At 65.8% G+C, this 15,212-nt stretch carries 14 protein-coding genes; 4 read left to right on the forward strand and 10 right to left on the reverse strand.

Features of this window, described 5'->3' with window-relative positions; translation table 11 throughout:
• Positions 1–171 precede the first annotated feature (171 nt).
• From CYD53_RS23160 to CYD53_RS23185, 6 genes are all read right to left on the reverse strand, one after another.
• Positions 172–1,281, reverse strand: coding sequence for a 5-methyltetrahydropteroyltriglutamate--homocysteine S-methyltransferase (locus CYD53_RS23160; protein WP_103720449.1), 1,110 nt, complete (start codon positions 1,279–1,281; stop codon positions 172–174).
• A gap of 16 nt (positions 1,282–1,297) precedes the next feature.
• Positions 1,298–2,047: an ABC transporter ATP-binding protein gene (locus tag CYD53_RS23165; protein WP_103720497.1), complete on the reverse strand. Its 750-nt coding sequence runs from the start codon at positions 2,045–2,047 to the stop codon at positions 1,298–1,300.
• A gap of 10 nt (positions 2,048–2,057) precedes the next feature.
• Positions 2,058–2,825: an ABC transporter ATP-binding protein gene (locus CYD53_RS23170; RefSeq protein ID WP_103720450.1), complete on the reverse strand. Its 768-nt coding sequence runs from the start codon at positions 2,823–2,825 to the stop codon at positions 2,058–2,060.
• Positions 2,822–3,853, reverse strand: a complete 1,032-nt coding sequence (locus tag CYD53_RS23175; RefSeq protein ID WP_103720498.1) for a branched-chain amino acid ABC transporter permease — start codon at positions 3,851–3,853, stop codon at positions 2,822–2,824. The genes CYD53_RS23170 and CYD53_RS23175 overlap by 4 nt, the downstream gene beginning before the upstream one ends.
• 1 nt (position 3,854) lies before the next feature.
• Entirely contained in the window at positions 3,855–4,709 is an 855-nt protein-coding gene (locus CYD53_RS23180; protein WP_103720451.1) for a branched-chain amino acid ABC transporter permease, read from the reverse strand.
• A gap of 159 nt (positions 4,710–4,868) precedes the next feature.
• The gene (locus CYD53_RS23185) at positions 4,869–6,065 is read right to left on the reverse strand and encodes an ABC transporter substrate-binding protein (RefSeq protein WP_425428335.1); all 1,197 of its coding nucleotides are present in this window, start codon (positions 6,063–6,065) and stop codon (positions 4,869–4,871) included.
• 369 nt (positions 6,066–6,434) lie between these two features.
• On the opposite strand from CYD53_RS23185, the gene CYD53_RS23190 reads away from it, so the two are divergent.
• The 4 genes from CYD53_RS23190 (at position 6,435) to cysN (ending at position 10,771) form a co-directional block, all read left to right on the forward strand.
• On the forward strand, positions 6,435–7,220 hold the full coding sequence (locus CYD53_RS23190; RefSeq protein WP_103720452.1) for an SDR family oxidoreductase: 786 nt from the start codon (positions 6,435–6,437) through the stop codon (positions 7,218–7,220).
• 187 nt (positions 7,221–7,407) lie between these two features.
• Positions 7,408–8,238, forward strand: a complete 831-nt coding sequence (locus CYD53_RS23195; protein WP_103720453.1) for a phosphoadenylyl-sulfate reductase — start codon at positions 7,408–7,410, stop codon at positions 8,236–8,238.
• Positions 8,235–9,137 carry a sulfate adenylyltransferase subunit CysD gene (cysD, locus tag CYD53_RS23200; RefSeq protein WP_103720454.1) on the forward strand — a complete coding sequence of 301 codons (903 nt, stop codon included), beginning with the start codon at positions 8,235–8,237 and terminating at the stop codon, positions 9,135–9,137. The genes CYD53_RS23195 and cysD overlap by 4 nt, the downstream gene beginning before the upstream one ends.
• A complete protein-coding gene (cysN, locus tag CYD53_RS23205) occupies positions 9,137–10,771 on the forward strand; it encodes a sulfate adenylyltransferase subunit CysN (RefSeq protein WP_103720455.1) in 1,635 nt (544 codons plus the stop codon). Before cysD ends, cysN begins: the two co-directional genes overlap by 1 nt.
• A 67-nt stretch (positions 10,772–10,838) precedes the next feature.
• Here cysN and CYD53_RS23210 read toward each other — a convergent pair whose 3' ends face one another.
• The 4 genes from CYD53_RS23210 to CYD53_RS23225 all read right to left on the reverse strand — a co-directional run bounded on the left by CYD53_RS23210 (position 10,839) and on the right by CYD53_RS23225 (position 15,206).
• Positions 10,839–11,720, reverse strand: a complete 882-nt coding sequence (locus CYD53_RS23210; protein WP_103720456.1) for an EF-hand domain-containing protein — start codon at positions 11,718–11,720, stop codon at positions 10,839–10,841.
• Positions 11,721–11,907: 187 nt separating this feature from the next.
• Complete coding sequence (locus CYD53_RS23215) at positions 11,908–12,315, reverse strand: RidA family protein (RefSeq protein ID WP_103720457.1); 408 nt, start codon at positions 12,313–12,315, stop codon at positions 11,908–11,910.
• Between the two features lie 46 nt (positions 12,316–12,361).
• Positions 12,362–14,005, reverse strand: coding sequence for a benzoate-CoA ligase family protein (locus tag CYD53_RS23220; RefSeq protein WP_245928388.1), 1,644 nt, complete (start codon positions 14,003–14,005; stop codon positions 12,362–12,364).
• Positions 13,971–15,206 (reverse strand): acyl-CoA dehydrogenase family protein, encoded by a 1,236-nt coding sequence (locus CYD53_RS23225; protein ID WP_210202415.1) that lies wholly within the window; start codon positions 15,204–15,206, stop codon positions 13,971–13,973. The genes CYD53_RS23220 and CYD53_RS23225 overlap by 35 nt, the downstream gene beginning before the upstream one ends.
• Between the last annotated feature and the right edge of the window lie 6 nt (positions 15,207–15,212).

Here is a 15,212-nt window from a genome sequence, read left to right on the forward strand (position 1 = left end):
ATGCCCGTTTCCCCCCTGGATCAGGCTTAACGACTCACTACCAGAGGCGGTCTGTCGTTGCGTCAGCGGGGGGTGAACGCGTTGCGAACCACAGTTCACATGACGCGTTCAGCAGGCGGATCATGGCGGAAAACTGCCATAATGGTTAGCGCGATGCCGGTCGAATGGGGCTCAGCCCCAGATCTCGCCTGCCGTCTCCACGATCAGCTCGAGCTTCCGCCACTGCTCGTCCTCGGCCAGCGTATTGCCTTCCTCGGTCGAGGCGAAGCCGCATTGCGGGGACAGGCAGAGCTGGTCGAGCGCGACGAATTTCGAGGCCTCGTCGATGCGCCGCTTGAGATCGTCCTTGCTCTCCAGCACGCCGGTTTTCGAGGTCACCAGCCCGAGCACGACATGCTTGCCCTTGGGCAGGAAGCGCAAGGGCTCGAAGCCGCCGGAGCGGTCATTGTCCCACTCCATGAAATAGCCGTCGACCGGCATGGTGTTGAACAGCAGCTCCGCGATCGGCTCGTAGCCGCCGGAGGCGATGAAGGTCGAACGGAAATTGCCGCGGCAGAGATGCATGGTGATGGCGAGGTCGGCCGGCTTGTCCTTGAGCGCGGCCCGCACCATGCCGGCATAGATCTCGGGCTGGTGCTCGGGGTCGTCGCCGCGGGCCCGCAGCATCTCGCGCTGGTCGGGGTCGCAGAGATAGGCAAACGAAATGTCGTCGAGCTGCAGATAGCGGCAGCCGGCATCGTAGAAAGCGTGGACGGCCTTGTTGTAGGCGGTGCCGACATCGCCGTAGAACGCCTCCATCTGCGGGTAGACGCCCATATTGATCATCTTCCGGCCGCCCCGGTAGTGCAGCATGCTGGGGCCGGGGATGGTCATCTTCGGCGTCGAGCCCGGAGAAACATTGTCGCGCAGGAACTTGAAGTGCTCGATCATCGGATGGCCGCTGAAGCCGACTTTCCCGACGATGCGCAGCGATTTGGCGATGCCGACGCCGCCCTTGAAGTTCATGCCTGAATCGGCCGTGATCGCCTCGACGCCGTCGAGCTCCTCCATGAAGTCGAAATGCCAATAGGCGCGGCGGAACTCGCCATCGGTGACGCCTTTCAGGCCGATCGCCTCCTGCCTGGCGATCAACTTGCGGATTTCGGCATCCTCGATCGCCTTGAAGGCGGCATCGTCAAGCGTCCCGGCGGCGTGCTTCTCGCGGGCCTGCTTGAGAGGGGCGGTGCGCAGCAGGCTACCGACCATGTCGGCGCGGAAGGGAGGCTTGGTCCTGGTCGTCATGGTCTTGGTCCTCGGATCAGGTCTGGTTGTGGGATGCTGGCGACCGTCGCGAGCGGGCAGGCCGTTCGGCGACGGCGAGATGGGCGGACATGGCCGTCTCGTCAGCCAAGAGTGCTTCGGAGCGCGCGGCGTGGACGATGGCGCCCCGCTCAAGGATGATCGCCTCGTCGGTGAAAGGCAGGATCTTGCGCGCCTTCTGCTCGACCAGGATCGTGGTCAGCCCGTCCTCGCGGTTGAGCCGGGCGATCGCAGCCAGCAATTCATCGACGATGATCGGGGCAAGCCCTTCCAGCGGCTCGTCGAGCAGCAACAGGGCGGGATCGAGCATCAAGGCGCGCGCGACCGCCAGCATCTGCTGTTCGCCGCCGGAGAGCTGGTTGCCGAGATTGCGGCGGCGCTCGCCGAGACGCGGGAACAATGCATAGGCACGCGCGACCGTCCAGGCCGTGCCGCGTTGAACGACGGTCAGGTTCTCCTCGACCGTGAGCGAGCGGAAGATGTTGCGCTCCTGGGGAACCCAGCCGATGCCGATCGCCGCGCGCCGCTCGGGCGGCAAATGGGTGATGTCCTCGCCTTTGAAGCGGATGCGGCCCGAGATATGACGGGTCAGCCCCATGATCGTGTCGATCAGCGTGGTCTTGCCGGTGCCGTTGCGCCCCAGCAGCGCCAGCGCCTTGCCGTCTGCGAGCCGCAGCGACAGCCCGTTTATGACGATCGCCTCGCGATAGCCGGCGACGAGGTCGTCGATTTCGAGCAGGCCGAGGATGCTATCGGGCTCAGACATGCGCGTCCTCCCCGAGATAGACGGCCTTCACGCGCGGGTCGGTCGAAATCTCCTCGACGCCGCCTTCCGCGAAGAGCTGGCCCTGGACCAGGACCGAGATCCGGTCGGCGAAGGAGAAGACCAGCTCCATGTCGTGTTCGATCAGCAGGACGGTGACGTCCTGCGGCAGTGCCTCGACGCTGTCGAGCACGTCGTGGCGTTCATCCTCCGGCACGCCGGCGGCCGGCTCGTCGAGCAGGAGCAGTTTCGGCTTGCAGGCCATGGCGAGCGCGATTTCGAGCAGCCGCTGCTTGCCATAAGGCAGTGTCGCGGTGCGCCACATCATCACCTCGCCGAGCTTCATGCGCGTGAGCAGCGCCTCGGCCTCGTCGACGACCGCACTGTTCTGGCCGACGCGGCTCCACCAGCGCGCACCGGCACCCTCGCGCTCGGCGATGGCGAGGCCGACGGTCTCGATCGGCGTGAGATCGGCGAAGAGCTGGTTGATCTGGTAGGTCCGCGCCATGCCGCGCTTGACGCGGCCCTGCTGGCTGACGCGCGTCACATCCTCGTCCAGCAGCCGGACCGTGCCGGAGGTCGCCGGCACCACGCCCGTGAGCAGGTTGATGAAGGTGGTCTTGCCGGCGCCGTTGGGGCCGATCAGCGCATGGCGCGCACCCCTGGCGACGCAGAGCGAGATATCCGAATTGGCCCTGAAGCCGCCGAAGGACTTGCTCAGGCCAAGTGTCTGGAGGGCAAGTGTCTGGTGAGCTAGCGTCACGGCCGGCGCGCTCCCAGCAGCTTGAGCAGCGGGGCGAAAGGCCTGGCCAGCGTGGCCATCAGGCGGTCGCGACCGATCAGCACCAGGATCACCAGGATGAAGCCCATCCAGAAGATCCAATAGGCCGGTGTCATCGCCGAGAGCGTGTCCTTCATCAGCTTGAAGGCGATCGCGCCGATCAGCCCGCCATAGAGATAGCCGGAGCCGCCGATGACGAGCACCAGCAGTGCATCGGCCGAGCGCGCGAAATCGAGCATCTCCAGCGAGACGAACTGCGTCGTCTGGGTGAGCAGGGCTCCCGCCATGCCGGCATAGACGGCGGCCAATGTGTAGATCGCGACGATGCGTCGGTTCGGCGCGATGCCGATCGTTGCCGCGCGCAGGTGGTTGTCCTTGAGTGCCTTCAGCGACAGGCCGAAAGGCGAATGCACGATCCGCCTTGCCAGCAGGAAGAGCAGGAATGTCGCGGTCAGGCTGTAGGTATAGGCCGTGGTGCCGGCGAAATCGAAATCGAAGCGGCCCAGGATCGGGCCAACCGAGATGCCGAGCAAGCCGTCCGCGCCGCCGGTGATCCAGTCGAGCCGGTTGGCGAGTTCGTGGAAGATCAGGGCGACGCCGAGCGTCACCATCAGCCGGGTCAGATCGGTGCCGCGCAGGATCATGAAACTGGCGAGGAAGCCGACGAGACCGGCCGCCGCCCCAGACAGCAGGAGCCCGGTCACCGGCTCGGAAACGCCGTGCTTGGCCAGCAGCCCTGCGGCATAGGCCCCGACGCCGAAGAAGGCGGCATGGCCGAGCGAGACGATGCCGGCATAGCCCAGGATCAGGTCGAGCGAGAGCGCGAACAGCCCCAGGATCGCGATTTCGTTGAGCAGGAGATGGCGATTCGGAAACAGAAGAATCAATCCGAAAGCACTGATCCAGAACAGGATTTCCGGCCAGCGCCAGGCTGCCCTCGCTTGCAGGAAGGCGGCGGGCGAGGGCGCTTGCGCCCCCAATGGCCTGGTGCTGGGAGGTTTGCTGAGCATCTCAGCGCCCACGCGCGAACAGGCCCTGCGGCCTGAGCATCAGGACCGCGAGCATGATCGCATAGATGATGAAGGCTCCAAGCTGCGGCACGAGATATTTGCCCATCACGTCGGCGACGCCGAGCATGAGCGCTGCCAGCAGCGGCCCGGTCAGGCTCGAGGTGCCGCCAACCGTAACCACGATCAGAAAGTAGAGCATGAATTTGAGCGGGAAGGTCGGATCGAGCCCGACGATCTCGGCACCGAGCGCGCCGCCCAGCCCCGCCAGCCCGGAACCGAAGGCAAAGGTGATGGCGAAGACCTTGACCACCGGGATGCCGAGCCCGCGCGCGGCGCGCCGGTCATCGACGGCGGCGCGCAATTGGCTGCCGAAGCGCGTCTTCGCCAGCATCCATTGCAGGCCAAGCGCCATCAGGCTGCAAAGCACCACGATGAAGAGCCGGTAGATGCCGATGCCGACCCCGCCGATGAAGATGCGGCCCTGCAGATAAGCCGGCAGATGGATGTTCTGCTGCTGCGAGCCCATCAGATAGTCGGTCGCGGCGATCGACATGAAAACCAGGCCGATCGAGAAGAGCACCTGGTCGAGATGGCTGCGCTCATACATGTGCCGATAGAGCAAGCGCTCGAAGATGAAGCCCAGCGCCGCGCTGAACAGGAAGGCGAGCGGCAGGCAGAGCAGGAAGGGCAGCCCGAAGCGGTTCATCAGGATGACGGTGGCGTAGCCGCCGGCCATGGCGAAGGCGCCATGCGCCAGGTTGACGAAGTTCATCAATCCCAGCGTCACGGCCAGCCCTGCCGCCAGCACGAAGAGCAGCATGCCATAGGCGATCCCGTCGAACAGGATGGTCAGCAAGGAGGGCTCCGCTCTCGGGTTGGTGTGCGCAGCGACGAAGCCATCCAGGGGAGGCCGAACACGGCCGCTCTGGATTGCTTCGCGGAGCCTGTACTCGGGCTTGCCGAAGGCAAGACCCGGGTGCTCGCAAAGACGGTTGCGGTCTTGATGATCAGTGCCTCACTTGGCTGCCTTCACCGGGTCCGGCACGGCCTCGAAGGTCGAGAACTCGACATTGTAAAGTTCGCCATTCACCTTCTCGACCTTGCGGACATAGACGTTCTGGATGATGTCGCGCGTCTTGGGGTCGATCGAGATCGGCCCGCGCGGACTGACCCAGCTCATGCCCTTCATCGCCTCGACCAGCTTGGTGCCGTCGGTGTCGCCATTGGTCTTCTTCAGCGCCTGATAGATCAGGTGCATGCCGTCCCAGCCGCCCACCGCCATGAAATTGGGCCGCACATTGGCGGCCTTGCGGAAGGCCTCGACGAAGGCCTTGTTCTCGGGCGAAGGATGGGCCGCCGAATAATGATGCGTGGTGACGAGGCCGAGCGTGACGTCGCCCATGCTGTCGAGCGACTCGTCATCGGTGACGTCGCCGGTCGCGATCAGCCGGATGCCGGACTTGTCCAGGCCGCGCTCGACGAATTGCTTCATGAACTGCACGCCCAGGCCCGATGGCACGAAGACGAAGAGCGCATCGGGTTTGGCGTCCGTGACGCGCTGCAGGAAGGGTGAAAAATCGGGATTGCGCAGCGGGATTCGGATTTCGCCGGTGATCTCGCCGCCGGCTGCCGTCAGTCGCTCCTTGAACGACTTCTCGGCGTCGAGGCCTGGGCCGTAATCGGCGACCAGCGTCATCGCCTTCTTGATACCGTTCTTGGAGGCCCAGTCGGCGATGCCGATCGTCACCTGCGGCAAGGTGAAGGAGGTTCGCACGATGAAGGGGGATTGTTCGGTGATCGAGGAGGTGCCTGCCGCCATGACGATCTGCGGCGTCTTCGACTGCGTCGCCAGCGGCGCGACCGCGAAGGCGAGTGGGGTCAGCCCGAAACCGGCCAGGAAGGAGACCTTGTCGTTGACCAGCAGCTCCTGCGCGATGCGGCGGGTGACGTCGGGCGTGCCGGTATCATCCTTGATGATCAGCTCGATCGTCTTGCCCGCGACGCTGGCGCCATTCTGGGCCATGTAGAGCTTCGCGGCGGCCTCGATCTGGCGGCCGATCGCACCGGCGAAGGGGCCGGTCATCGGCAGGATCAGGCCGATCTTGACGGTCTGTTGTGCCTGCGCCTGTGCCTGCGCCGAAGCGAGCATGAGCGCCGTGCCGCCCAGGGCCAGCAAGGCGCGGCGCGATAAGGCGGTTGTCGATTTCGGCATGATACCCTCCCAAAACGTGCGATTACCGCACTATTATTTTGATTTCGCACAATTTTCCGCTGGCCGATGCCGTCTGTCAATCTGGCCGAAAGGCGATGCCGGCTGCAACCCAGAGCAGGATGCGAAAAAGTAGGAACCGGCTTTTTCGCATTGATCCTGCTCTCACTTTTAGATGAGGGACGGATGATTTCAGATGGAGTCACGGAGTGATCCCATCTGAAATCATCCGACTTTAGCACGTGCCCGCGCAACGCGCCCTCGTCCTGTCGGCCCCGGCGAAGGCGGCCATTCCCTTGGCGAGGCCGAGCCGCTATCAGCGAGCCGACGGCGTGCGGACTCGCGCGCCCAGGAAACCGGACGGAGCACATCATGGATCTCGGCCTTCACGACAAGCGCGCGCTGGTGCTGGGCGCGAGCCGCGGCCTCGGTGCCGCCATCGCGCGGACGCTCGCGACGGAGGGTGCGACGGTGATCGCGGCCGCGCGCAACGTCGCGGCGACCAATGCCTGGATCGCCGACTGTCCCGCAGAGGTACGCGGGCGCATCTCAGCCGCGAGCCTCGATCTGTCGGATATCACCGCCGTCGACGCCTTTCTCGGTGAGCTCAATGGCACTGGGGGCGTCGACATCCTGATCGGCAATTCGGGCGGCCCGCCGCCGGCCGAGGCGCGCGAGGCCAAGCGCGAGGACTGGCTGAAGCATTTCGAGGGGATGGCGGCCAACCTCTTCCATCTCGCGCAGGGCCTGCTGCCCGGCATGACGGGGCGTGGCTTCGGCCGCATCATCACCATCGCCTCGTCCGGCGTGGAACAGCCGATCCCGCGCCTGGCGCTGTCGAACGGCATCCGCTCGGCGGTGATCGGCTGGTCGAAGACGCTCTCGACGGAAGTCGCCGCGCAAGGCGTCACGGTGAATGTCGTCCTGCCCGGGCGCATTCATACCGAGCGCGTCGACCAGCTCGACAAGGCCGCCGCTGACCGCACCGGCATCACGCCCGAGGAGGCGGCAAAGGCCTCGCGCGCGACGATTCCCGTCGGGCGCTACGGCACGGCGCAGGAATTCGCCGATGTCGTTGCCTTCCTGGCCAGCACGCGGGCGAGCTATGTCACCGGCGCCAAGATCCGCATCGATGGTGGTGCCACGCGCGGCATCTGAGCCTGCGCATGGGTGCGAGCGCCCGCAATTCCGCAACGGAATCGGGCTTTTCGCCGTGCTGCGGAAGGTTTTTCTCCTTTCGAAGTGAAATAAGAAAAACCACGCTACTGCCTGTGAATTGATCATTCAGCATATCGGGTCTAGGTGAAGCGTTCGATTTACCGAACGCTTCACCTGGCGAAAACCGATGTCCGCCGATCTCTTGAATCCACCTGGCCTATCCGGTCAGATCACCGCTTCGGACGCGCCAGCTGCTGGTACGCCGCTGGAGCGGCGGGCCCAGGCCTTGAACGAGGCGTTCGGCGCGGCGGATGTTGCCGCCCGGCTCGCCGGCGCCGCGGCAGCCGCGCATGGTCGCCTCGTCTTCACCACCAGCTTCGGCCTGGAGGACCAGGTCCTCACCCATTTCATCATCGATGCCGGACTTCCCGTCGAGATCGTGACGCTCGACACCGATCGGCTGTTTCCGGAGGTCCACGCGCTCTGGAAAGAGACAGAGGCGCATTTCGGCGTCCGGATCCTGCCCTTCTATCCGCGCCATGACGCGGTCGAGGGGTTTGTCGGCAGGCATGGCCTCGACGGCTTCTACACCTCGCGCGAGGCGCGCAAGGCCTGCTGCGACATTCGCAAGGTGGAGCCGCTCGGGCGGGCGCTGGCAGGCGCCGACATCTGGATCACCGGCCTGCGCGCCGATCAGTCGGCCGCGCGCGGCGGCGTCCGCTTCGCCGAGGCCGAGGCGGCGAGGGGGCTGATCAAGCTCAGCCCATTGCTCGACTGGTCGCGCGACAGAACGCTCGCCTTCGCCAAGGCGAATGGCGTTCCGCTCAACCCGCTGCACGAGAAGGGTTTCGTTTCGATCGGTTGCCAGCCCTGCACGCGTGCCATTCGCCCCGGCGAGCCGGAGCGGGCCGGGCGCTGGTGGTGGGAGGAGGATGCGGCCAAGGAATGCGGGCTCCATGTCGGTCCGGATGGGAAGCTGACGCGAGCGAAGCCCGCTTCGCTCGGGGCAGGCGCATGATCCAGCTCAGCCATCTCCAGAAGCTCGAAGCCGAGGCGATCTTCATCATTCGCGAGGTCGTGGCGACTTGCGACAAGCCGGTGCTGCTCTATTCGATCGGCAAGGATTCAGCTGTCCTGCTGCATCTCGCCATGAAGGCGTTCTATCCGGCCAAGCCGCCTTTCCCGCTCCTCCATGTCGATACGACCTGGAAGTTCCGCGAGATGATCGCCTTCCGCGACGAGACAGCTGCCCGGCTCGGGCTCGATCTCATCGTGCATGTCAACCAGGAGGGCGTGAAGGCCGGCATCGGCCCCTTCGCCTCGGGCTCGCGCATCCATACCGATGTGATGAAGACGCAAGGCCTGAAACAGGCGCTCGACCTGCACAAATTCGACGCGGCCTTCGGGGGCGCCCGGCGCGACGAGGAGAAGAGCCGCGCCAAGGAGCGCGTCTTCTCCCTGCGCTCGCCCGAGCATCGCTGGGACCCGAAGAACCAGAGACCCGAGCCCTGGCAATTGTTCAACACCCGCAAGCACAAGGGCGAGAGTTTTCGCGTATTTCCGCTCTCCAATTGGACCGAGCGCGACGTTTGGGATTACATCGCGCTCGAGAATATCCAGGTCGTGCCGCTTTACTTTGCCGCTCCGCGCCCGGTGGTGAAGCGCGACGGCGCTTGGATCATGCGCGATGACGAGCGCATGGGGCTCCTGCCCGGCGAGGTCGTCGAGAGCCGCATGGTCCGCTTCCGCACGCTCGGCTGCTATCCGCTGACGGGAGCGGTCGAGAGCGAAGCGGCGAGCCTGACCGAGATCATTGCCGAGATGCGCTCCTCGCGTTCGTCGGAGCGCCAGGGCCGCGTCATCGACCATGACGGTGCGGGCTCGATGGAGCAGAAGAAGCAGGAAGGCTATTTCTGATGACCGCGCTGGCCAAGGAGAAGCGGTCCTCGGGCCCGGCTGCCGGGCAGGTTCCTGCCAATGACTCGTCCGGGCTCGATGCCTCGGGCCAGCATTCGCTGCTGCGCTTCATCACCTGCGGTTCGGTCGATGACGGCAAGTCGACGCTGATCGGCCGGATGCTCTACGAGGCGGGTGCGGTGCTCGACGATCAGCTCGACACGCTCGACGCCGATTCCCGCAAATTCGGCACGCAAGGGACCCAGCCCGATTTCGCCTTGCTCGTCGACGGCCTGTCGGCCGAGCGCGAGCAGGGCATCACCATCGACGTCGCCTATCGCTATTTCGCCACGGAGAAGCGCAGCTTCATCGTCGCCGACACGCCCGGCCACGAGCAATACACCCGCAACATGGCGACAGGCGCCTCGACGGCCGATCTCGCCATCATCCTGATCGATGCGCGCAAGGGCCTGCTGCCGCAGACGCGGCGGCACTCCTTCATCGTCTCGCTGGTCGGGGTCCGTCATGTCGTCGTCGCGGTCAACAAGATGGACCTCGTCGGCTATGACGAGACCGTCTTCCGACGCATCGTCGCGGATTATCGCGAGGCGACGAAGTCGCTCGGCTTCGCCTCGGTCCGCTTCGTCCCGGTCTCGGCGCGCGACGGCGAGAATGTGATGCGCCGCTCGCCCGCCATGCCCTGGCATGACGGGCCGGCGCTGCTGCCCTTGCTCGAGACCATCGCCGTCGCGCCGGAGCGGCAAGGCGAGGGCGGCTTCGTCCTGCCGGTGCAATGGGTCAATCGGCCCAATCTCGATTTCCGCGGCTATGCCGGTCTGGCCGTTCGCGGCCGGGCGCGCGTCGGCGATGCCGTGACCGTCCTGCCCTCGGGGCGCGCGAGCCGGATCGCCCGTTTGATCGGCGCGGCAGGCGAGGCCAGCAACGCCGCCGTCGGCCAGGCCGTGACCGTGACGTTGGAGGACGATGTCGATGTCTCGCGCGGCGATGTCATCGTCGCCGCGTCTTCGTCTGTGCCGGCCGGCCGCGAAATGAAGGCGCGCCTGCTCTGGACCGGCGAACGGGCCTTGCTGCAGGGCGGCCAGTTCCTGCTCAAGCTCGCGACGCAAAGCGCCAATGCGACGCTGGAAGTGCTGCATCACAGCATCGATATCGAGGGCTTCCGTCCGGTGCCGGCCCAGAGCCTGCGCATGAACGGCATCGGCTTCGTCAGCTTGAAGCTCGACAAGCCCGTTATCGCCCTGCCTTACCAGGAGAACCGTGAACTCGGTGGCTTCATCCTGATCGACCGGATCAGCAATGAGACGGTTGCTTTCGGCTTCGTCGAGGCGGCTGCGGGCGAAGCCGATGCCGGTGGCGTGGCGACCGGTCAGTTGGCGCGTTTGCGGCAGACGCTCATCCGGACCGTCGGCCGCTCCGGAACGCCCGATCGCCGGTTGTGGCTCGCTGCAGTGAGCTGGCGGCTGCTGAGCACTGCCGGGCTGTTCCTGGCGGCCTGGGCGGTAACTGAACAGGTCGGCATATCAGCTGTGCTGGCGCTCGGGGATATCGCCCTGCGGCCGCTGCTGCGCAGGCTCCACGCGCTGCTGTGGCGCGAGCGCGCAGACTCGGCGTTGCAGGACGGTGCAGGTATCTGAGAGACGCAGGGTATCCAGGAGACGCCGACCGGCATTCTGCCGGCCGGGGTTGATCAGGCGATGGGGATCACGCCGCCTGCGAATAGCTGCTGGTTGCGGAGCTCGCGCTTCCCAACTGGTAAACGTTGCCATAGCTCTGCGAGGCGTTGAGGAACGCGGCCGGGGGCTGAGGCGGGGGGCCACGCTTGTCCGACGCTTGCTGGAAGGCGGTCTGCTCGTCCTTGGAAATCGATCCGTTCTTGTCGGAATCGATTGCATCGAACAGCTTGCTCAGAAGATCGCTGGAACCGGAAGCCGTCTTGTCGGAGTTCAGGGCGCTCAGGAATTCGTCCTTGGCGACGCTGCCATCGGAATTCGCGTCGAGCTGCGAGAAGATGTCCTGATCGTCGGAACTCTCGCTGGAGGCGTCCTGCGGCGGCGGCGGTGGCGGCGGTCCGGCGGCCTTGAGCGTGTCCTGGAAGGCGGACTGCTCGTCCTTGGAGATCGATCCGTCGGAGTCGGAGTCGATCGCGTCGAAGAGGTCCCCCAAGGCGCTGGTCGAGTCGCTCGTGCCCGTGGAGAAGGCCTGGGTGAACTCGTCCTTGGCGATGCTGCCGTCGGAGTTGGCATCGATCTGCGAGAAGATATCGGTCCCGCCGCTCGTCGTGCTGTCGCTGGCGCTGCTGGTCTGGCCGGATTGAAGCCCGAACAGGAAGGATTGCAGCTGCTGGCCTGCCTTTTCGGCCTTGGCCTTGAACGCATCCGACTCCGCCTTTGTGACCGAGCCGTCGCTGTCGCTGTCGATCGCCTTGAAAAGCGCTTCGCTCTTGGCGCTGTCAGTACCCTTGGGAGCTCCGCTCTGGAACTCGTCGAGGCTGAGGGAGCCGCTGCTGTTGCTATCTAGTGTATCGAAGCTGGGTGGTTTCGGCGGAGGCGGACGAAAGCCGCCAACGCTGCCGATGCTCGACATGAAATGTCTCCATCACTGATTGCCGTCGGTCGACGGCGCAAACAGAGTCAACGAGAAATCCATGCCGGATCGCTAAGCCTGTGCCATTGCGGAAAAGATCTTGGTTTCGATTGTTTTCGAAATGCGGTGACCGAAACATATAGAAACATAATCGCCGCGCCGGGGCAGGCCTTCACGGGTCAGGCTTTCAGCGGCCGACGACCGCGGTCGCCTCGATCTCGATCAGGGCCTGCGGCTCGACCAGCGCCACCACCTGCACCACGGCCATGGCGGGGAAATGCCGGCCGAGCACCTCGCGATAGACGGGTCCCATCTCCTTCAGGCTGGCGCGATAGGTCGCGATGTCGGTGACGTACCAGGTCAGCCGGACGATATCCTCGACCTGCCCGCCGCCGGCCTCGACCACGGCCTTGATGTTGATCAGCGTCTGTCGGAGCTGCGGCAGGAAGCCCTGCGCGAAGACGCCGGCCTCGTCCCAGCCGACGAGCCCGCCGGTGACCAGGACGCGCCCCTCCGCGACCATGCCGTTGGCATAGCCGCGTGGTGTGGGCCAGCCCTCCGGCAGGATGGCGCGTTGTGTTGCAGCACTCGACATGGTGTCGCCTCGGTTTGGCCGTTCCGGCTCGTGTTTCGAAGAAGGGTCAGGCCTCGCTGCGCGCGATCTCGCGCAATGCGAAGCGCTGCAGCTTGCCGGTCGGCGTTTTGGGCAGGGCCGTCACGAACGCGATGGCGCGCGGGTATTTATAGGGCGCGATATGCGCTTTCACGTGCTCCTGCAACTCCTTGACGAGGTTCGCATCGCCCAGGATGCCCTCGCGCAGCACGACATAGGCTTTGACGATCTGTCCCCGGTCCGGGCAGGGCGCGCCGACGACGCCGCATTCGGCGACCGCAGGGTGCGTCAGCAGGCAGATTTCGACTTCGGGGCCGGCGATATTGTAGCCGGCCGAGATGATCATGTCGTCGGAGCGGGCCTGATACCAGAAATAGCCGTCCGCATCGCGCAGATAGGTGTCGCCGGTGACGTTCCAGCCATCCAGCACATATTTGGCCTGGCGCGCATCGGCGAGATAGCGGCAGCCGGTCGGGCCACGCACCGCCAGCCGGCCGGGCGTGCCGTCGGGGCACTCGACGCCGGCTTCATCGATGATCTTGGCCTCATAGCCGGGAACGGGGAGACCGGTCGCGCCCGGCCTGATCGTCTCGCGCGGTGCGCCGATGAAGATGTGCAGCATCTCGGTTGCGCCGATGCCGTCCATCAGCGGCAGCCCGGTCCTGGCCTGCCAGGCGTCGAAAGTCGGCTTGGGCAGGGCCTCGCCGGCCGAGACGCAGATGCGCAAGCTGGAGATGTCGCGCCCTTCGAGCCGGTCGAGCATGGCGCGATAGGCTGTCGGCGCGGTGAAGACGACGGAGGCCTTGTGACGCTCGATCGCGTCGATCAGATCGGGTGGGCCGGCCTTCTCCGGCAGGATCATCGCCGCGCCGATCCGCATCGGGAAAAGCACGAGCCCGCCGAGTCCGAAGGTGAAGGCGAGCGGCGGCGAGCCGATGAAGCGGTCCTCCGGATCGGCTTTGAGCACGCGGGCACCATAGCAGTCGCAGATTGCCAGGATGTCGCGCTGGAAATGCATCGTGCCCTTGGGCTCGCCGGTCGTGCCGGAGGTGAAGCCGATCAGGCAGACATCGTCGCTCGCCGTGTCGGCGGCGGTGAAGTTCTCATAGCCGGGCTGGCGCATCAGTGCGTCCAGGCTGCCAGTGGCGTCGTCGCCCCAGCTCACGATCCGTGTCAGCTCCGGCGCCTGGGCCTGCGCCGCCTCCAGCTCGCCGAGCAAGCGATGGTCGCACAGCGCCAGCGCAATCTTCGCCTTGCGGATCGGATAGATGAGCTCACCCGCACGCAGCATCGGCATGGTCGCAACCACGACGCCGCCGGCCTTCAGCACGGCGAGATAGCTCGCCACCATCATCGGCGTGTTGGCGGCGCGCAGCAGCACGCGGTTGCCCGTGACCATGCCGAGGTCGCGTATCAGCACATTGGCGATGCGGTTCACCTGTTCGGCGAGATCGGCATAGCTCCAGCGCAGATCGCCCGCGATGATCGCGGTCCGTCCGCCCCGCCCTTCCAAGACATGGCGGTCGAGCAGCTCCGTGACGACGTTGAGCCGTTCCGGATAGGTCAGCCCCGCTTCTGTCAGCCTGAGATCGGGCCAGCTGTCGCGCGGCGGCAGGTTGTCCCGCGCGAAACCGTCCTCATGCCCCGATCTCGCGAATCCGGTTGCTGTCATCTCGTTCCCCTGCCTTCTCGGCATGTGTCTTGAGCAGGTCGCGTGCGATCACGACCTTCTGGACCTCGCTGGCGCCCTCATAGATGCGCAAGGCCCTAATTTCCCGGTACAATTCCTCCACCTTGACGCCCTTGGTCACGCCGAGCCCGCCATGGATCTGGACGGCACGGTCGATGACGCGCTGGGCGTTCTCTGTTGCGACGAGTTTGGCGAGCGCCGCCTCGCGGGTGACGCGGGGTGCGCCACGATCCTTGGTCCAGGCGGCGCGATAGATAAGCAGCGCTGCGGCATCGACCTCGGCCGCGCTGTCGGCGATGGCCGCTTGCGACAATTGCAGGTCGCCGAGCGTGCCGCCGAAGAGCTTGCGGCCATTGGCGTGCGAGACCGTCTCGTGCAGCGCCCTCCGTGCAAAACCGAGAGCGGCTGCGCCGACTGTCGAGCGGAAGATGTCGAGCGTGGCCATCGCGACCTTGAAGCCGTCGCCGGGGCCGCCGATGCGGTTCTCGACCGGGATGCGGCAGGCATCGAAGCGCAAGGTGGCGAGCGGGTGCGGCGCGATCACGTCGATGCGCTCGGCAATGCTCAGGCCAGGCGTGTCCGCCTCGACCAGGAAGGCGGAAAGTCCGCGCGCGCCGGGCGCCTCGGCCGTTCGGGCGAAGACGACATAGTGGTCGGCGATGCCGCCATTCGAGATCCAGGTCTTTTCGCCGTCGATCCGGATATGCGTGTTGCCGTCCGGCGTGGCGCTGGTCGCCATGGCGGCGACGTCGGAACCCGCTTCCCGCTCCGACAGTGCGAAGGCGGCGATGCGCTTGCCGTCGCGGATGCCGGGCAGGATGTGCTGCTTCATCGCCTGCGAGCCCGCGAGCGTGATCGAACCCGTGCCGAGCCCCTGCATGGCGAAGGCGAAATCGGCGAGCCCGTCACGCGCCGCCAGGATCTCGCGGGCGAGGCAGAGCGTGCGGACGTCGAGCGCCTCGCTCAGGCCGCCATAGGCTGCCGGCACGACGGCCTTGAGGAAGCCCGCCTCGCCAAGCGCCTTGACGCGGGCTCGGCAGGCGGCATCGACATCGTCATGCGGCAAGCCGGTCAGGGTGGCGTCGGCCCAGGCCGAAAGCCCCTCGGCGAAGCCGCGATGGCGGTCCTCGAAGAAGGGCCAGTCGAGCGTGTCGCCCAGGATCGCCATGCCCAGAGGTGTCATGCCCGA

Origin of the sequence: Allobosea psychrotolerans (assembly GCF_002917105.1) — a bacterium.
Lineage (GTDB): Bacteria > Pseudomonadota > Alphaproteobacteria > Rhizobiales > Beijerinckiaceae > Allobosea > Allobosea psychrotolerans.

Bases quoted from the DNA above. Each gene is read 5' to 3' on its own strand.
- cysD (WP_103720454.1), top strand. From the start codon at position 8,235: ATGATCCAGCTCAGCCATCTCCAGAAGCTCGAAGCCGAGGCGATCTTC.
- CYD53_RS23210 (WP_103720456.1), bottom strand. From the start codon at position 11,720: ATGTCGAGCATCGGCAGCGTTGGCGGCTTTCGTCCGCCTCCGCCGAAA.
- CYD53_RS23185 (WP_425428335.1), bottom strand. From the start codon at position 6,065: ATGCCGAAATCGACAACCGCCTTATCGCGCCGCGCCTTGCTGGCCCTG.
- cysN (WP_103720455.1), top strand. From the start codon at position 9,137: ATGACCGCGCTGGCCAAGGAGAAGCGGTCCTCGGGCCCGGCTGCCGGG.
- CYD53_RS23190 (WP_103720452.1), top strand. From the start codon at position 6,435: ATGGATCTCGGCCTTCACGACAAGCGCGCGCTGGTGCTGGGCGCGAGC.
- CYD53_RS23225 (WP_210202415.1), bottom strand. From the start codon at position 15,206: ATGACACCTCTGGGCATGGCGATCCTGGGCGACACGCTCGACTGGCCC.
- CYD53_RS23220 (WP_245928388.1), bottom strand. From the start codon at position 14,005: ATGACAGCAACCGGATTCGCGAGATCGGGGCATGAGGACGGTTTCGCG.
- CYD53_RS23175 (WP_103720498.1), bottom strand. From the start codon at position 3,853: ATGCTCAGCAAACCTCCCAGCACCAGGCCATTGGGGGCGCAAGCGCCC.
- CYD53_RS23160 (WP_103720449.1), bottom strand. From the start codon at position 1,281: ATGACGACCAGGACCAAGCCTCCCTTCCGCGCCGACATGGTCGGTAGC.
- CYD53_RS23195 (WP_103720453.1), top strand. From the start codon at position 7,408: ATGTCCGCCGATCTCTTGAATCCACCTGGCCTATCCGGTCAGATCACC.
- CYD53_RS23215 (WP_103720457.1), bottom strand. From the start codon at position 12,315: ATGTCGAGTGCTGCAACACAACGCGCCATCCTGCCGGAGGGCTGGCCC.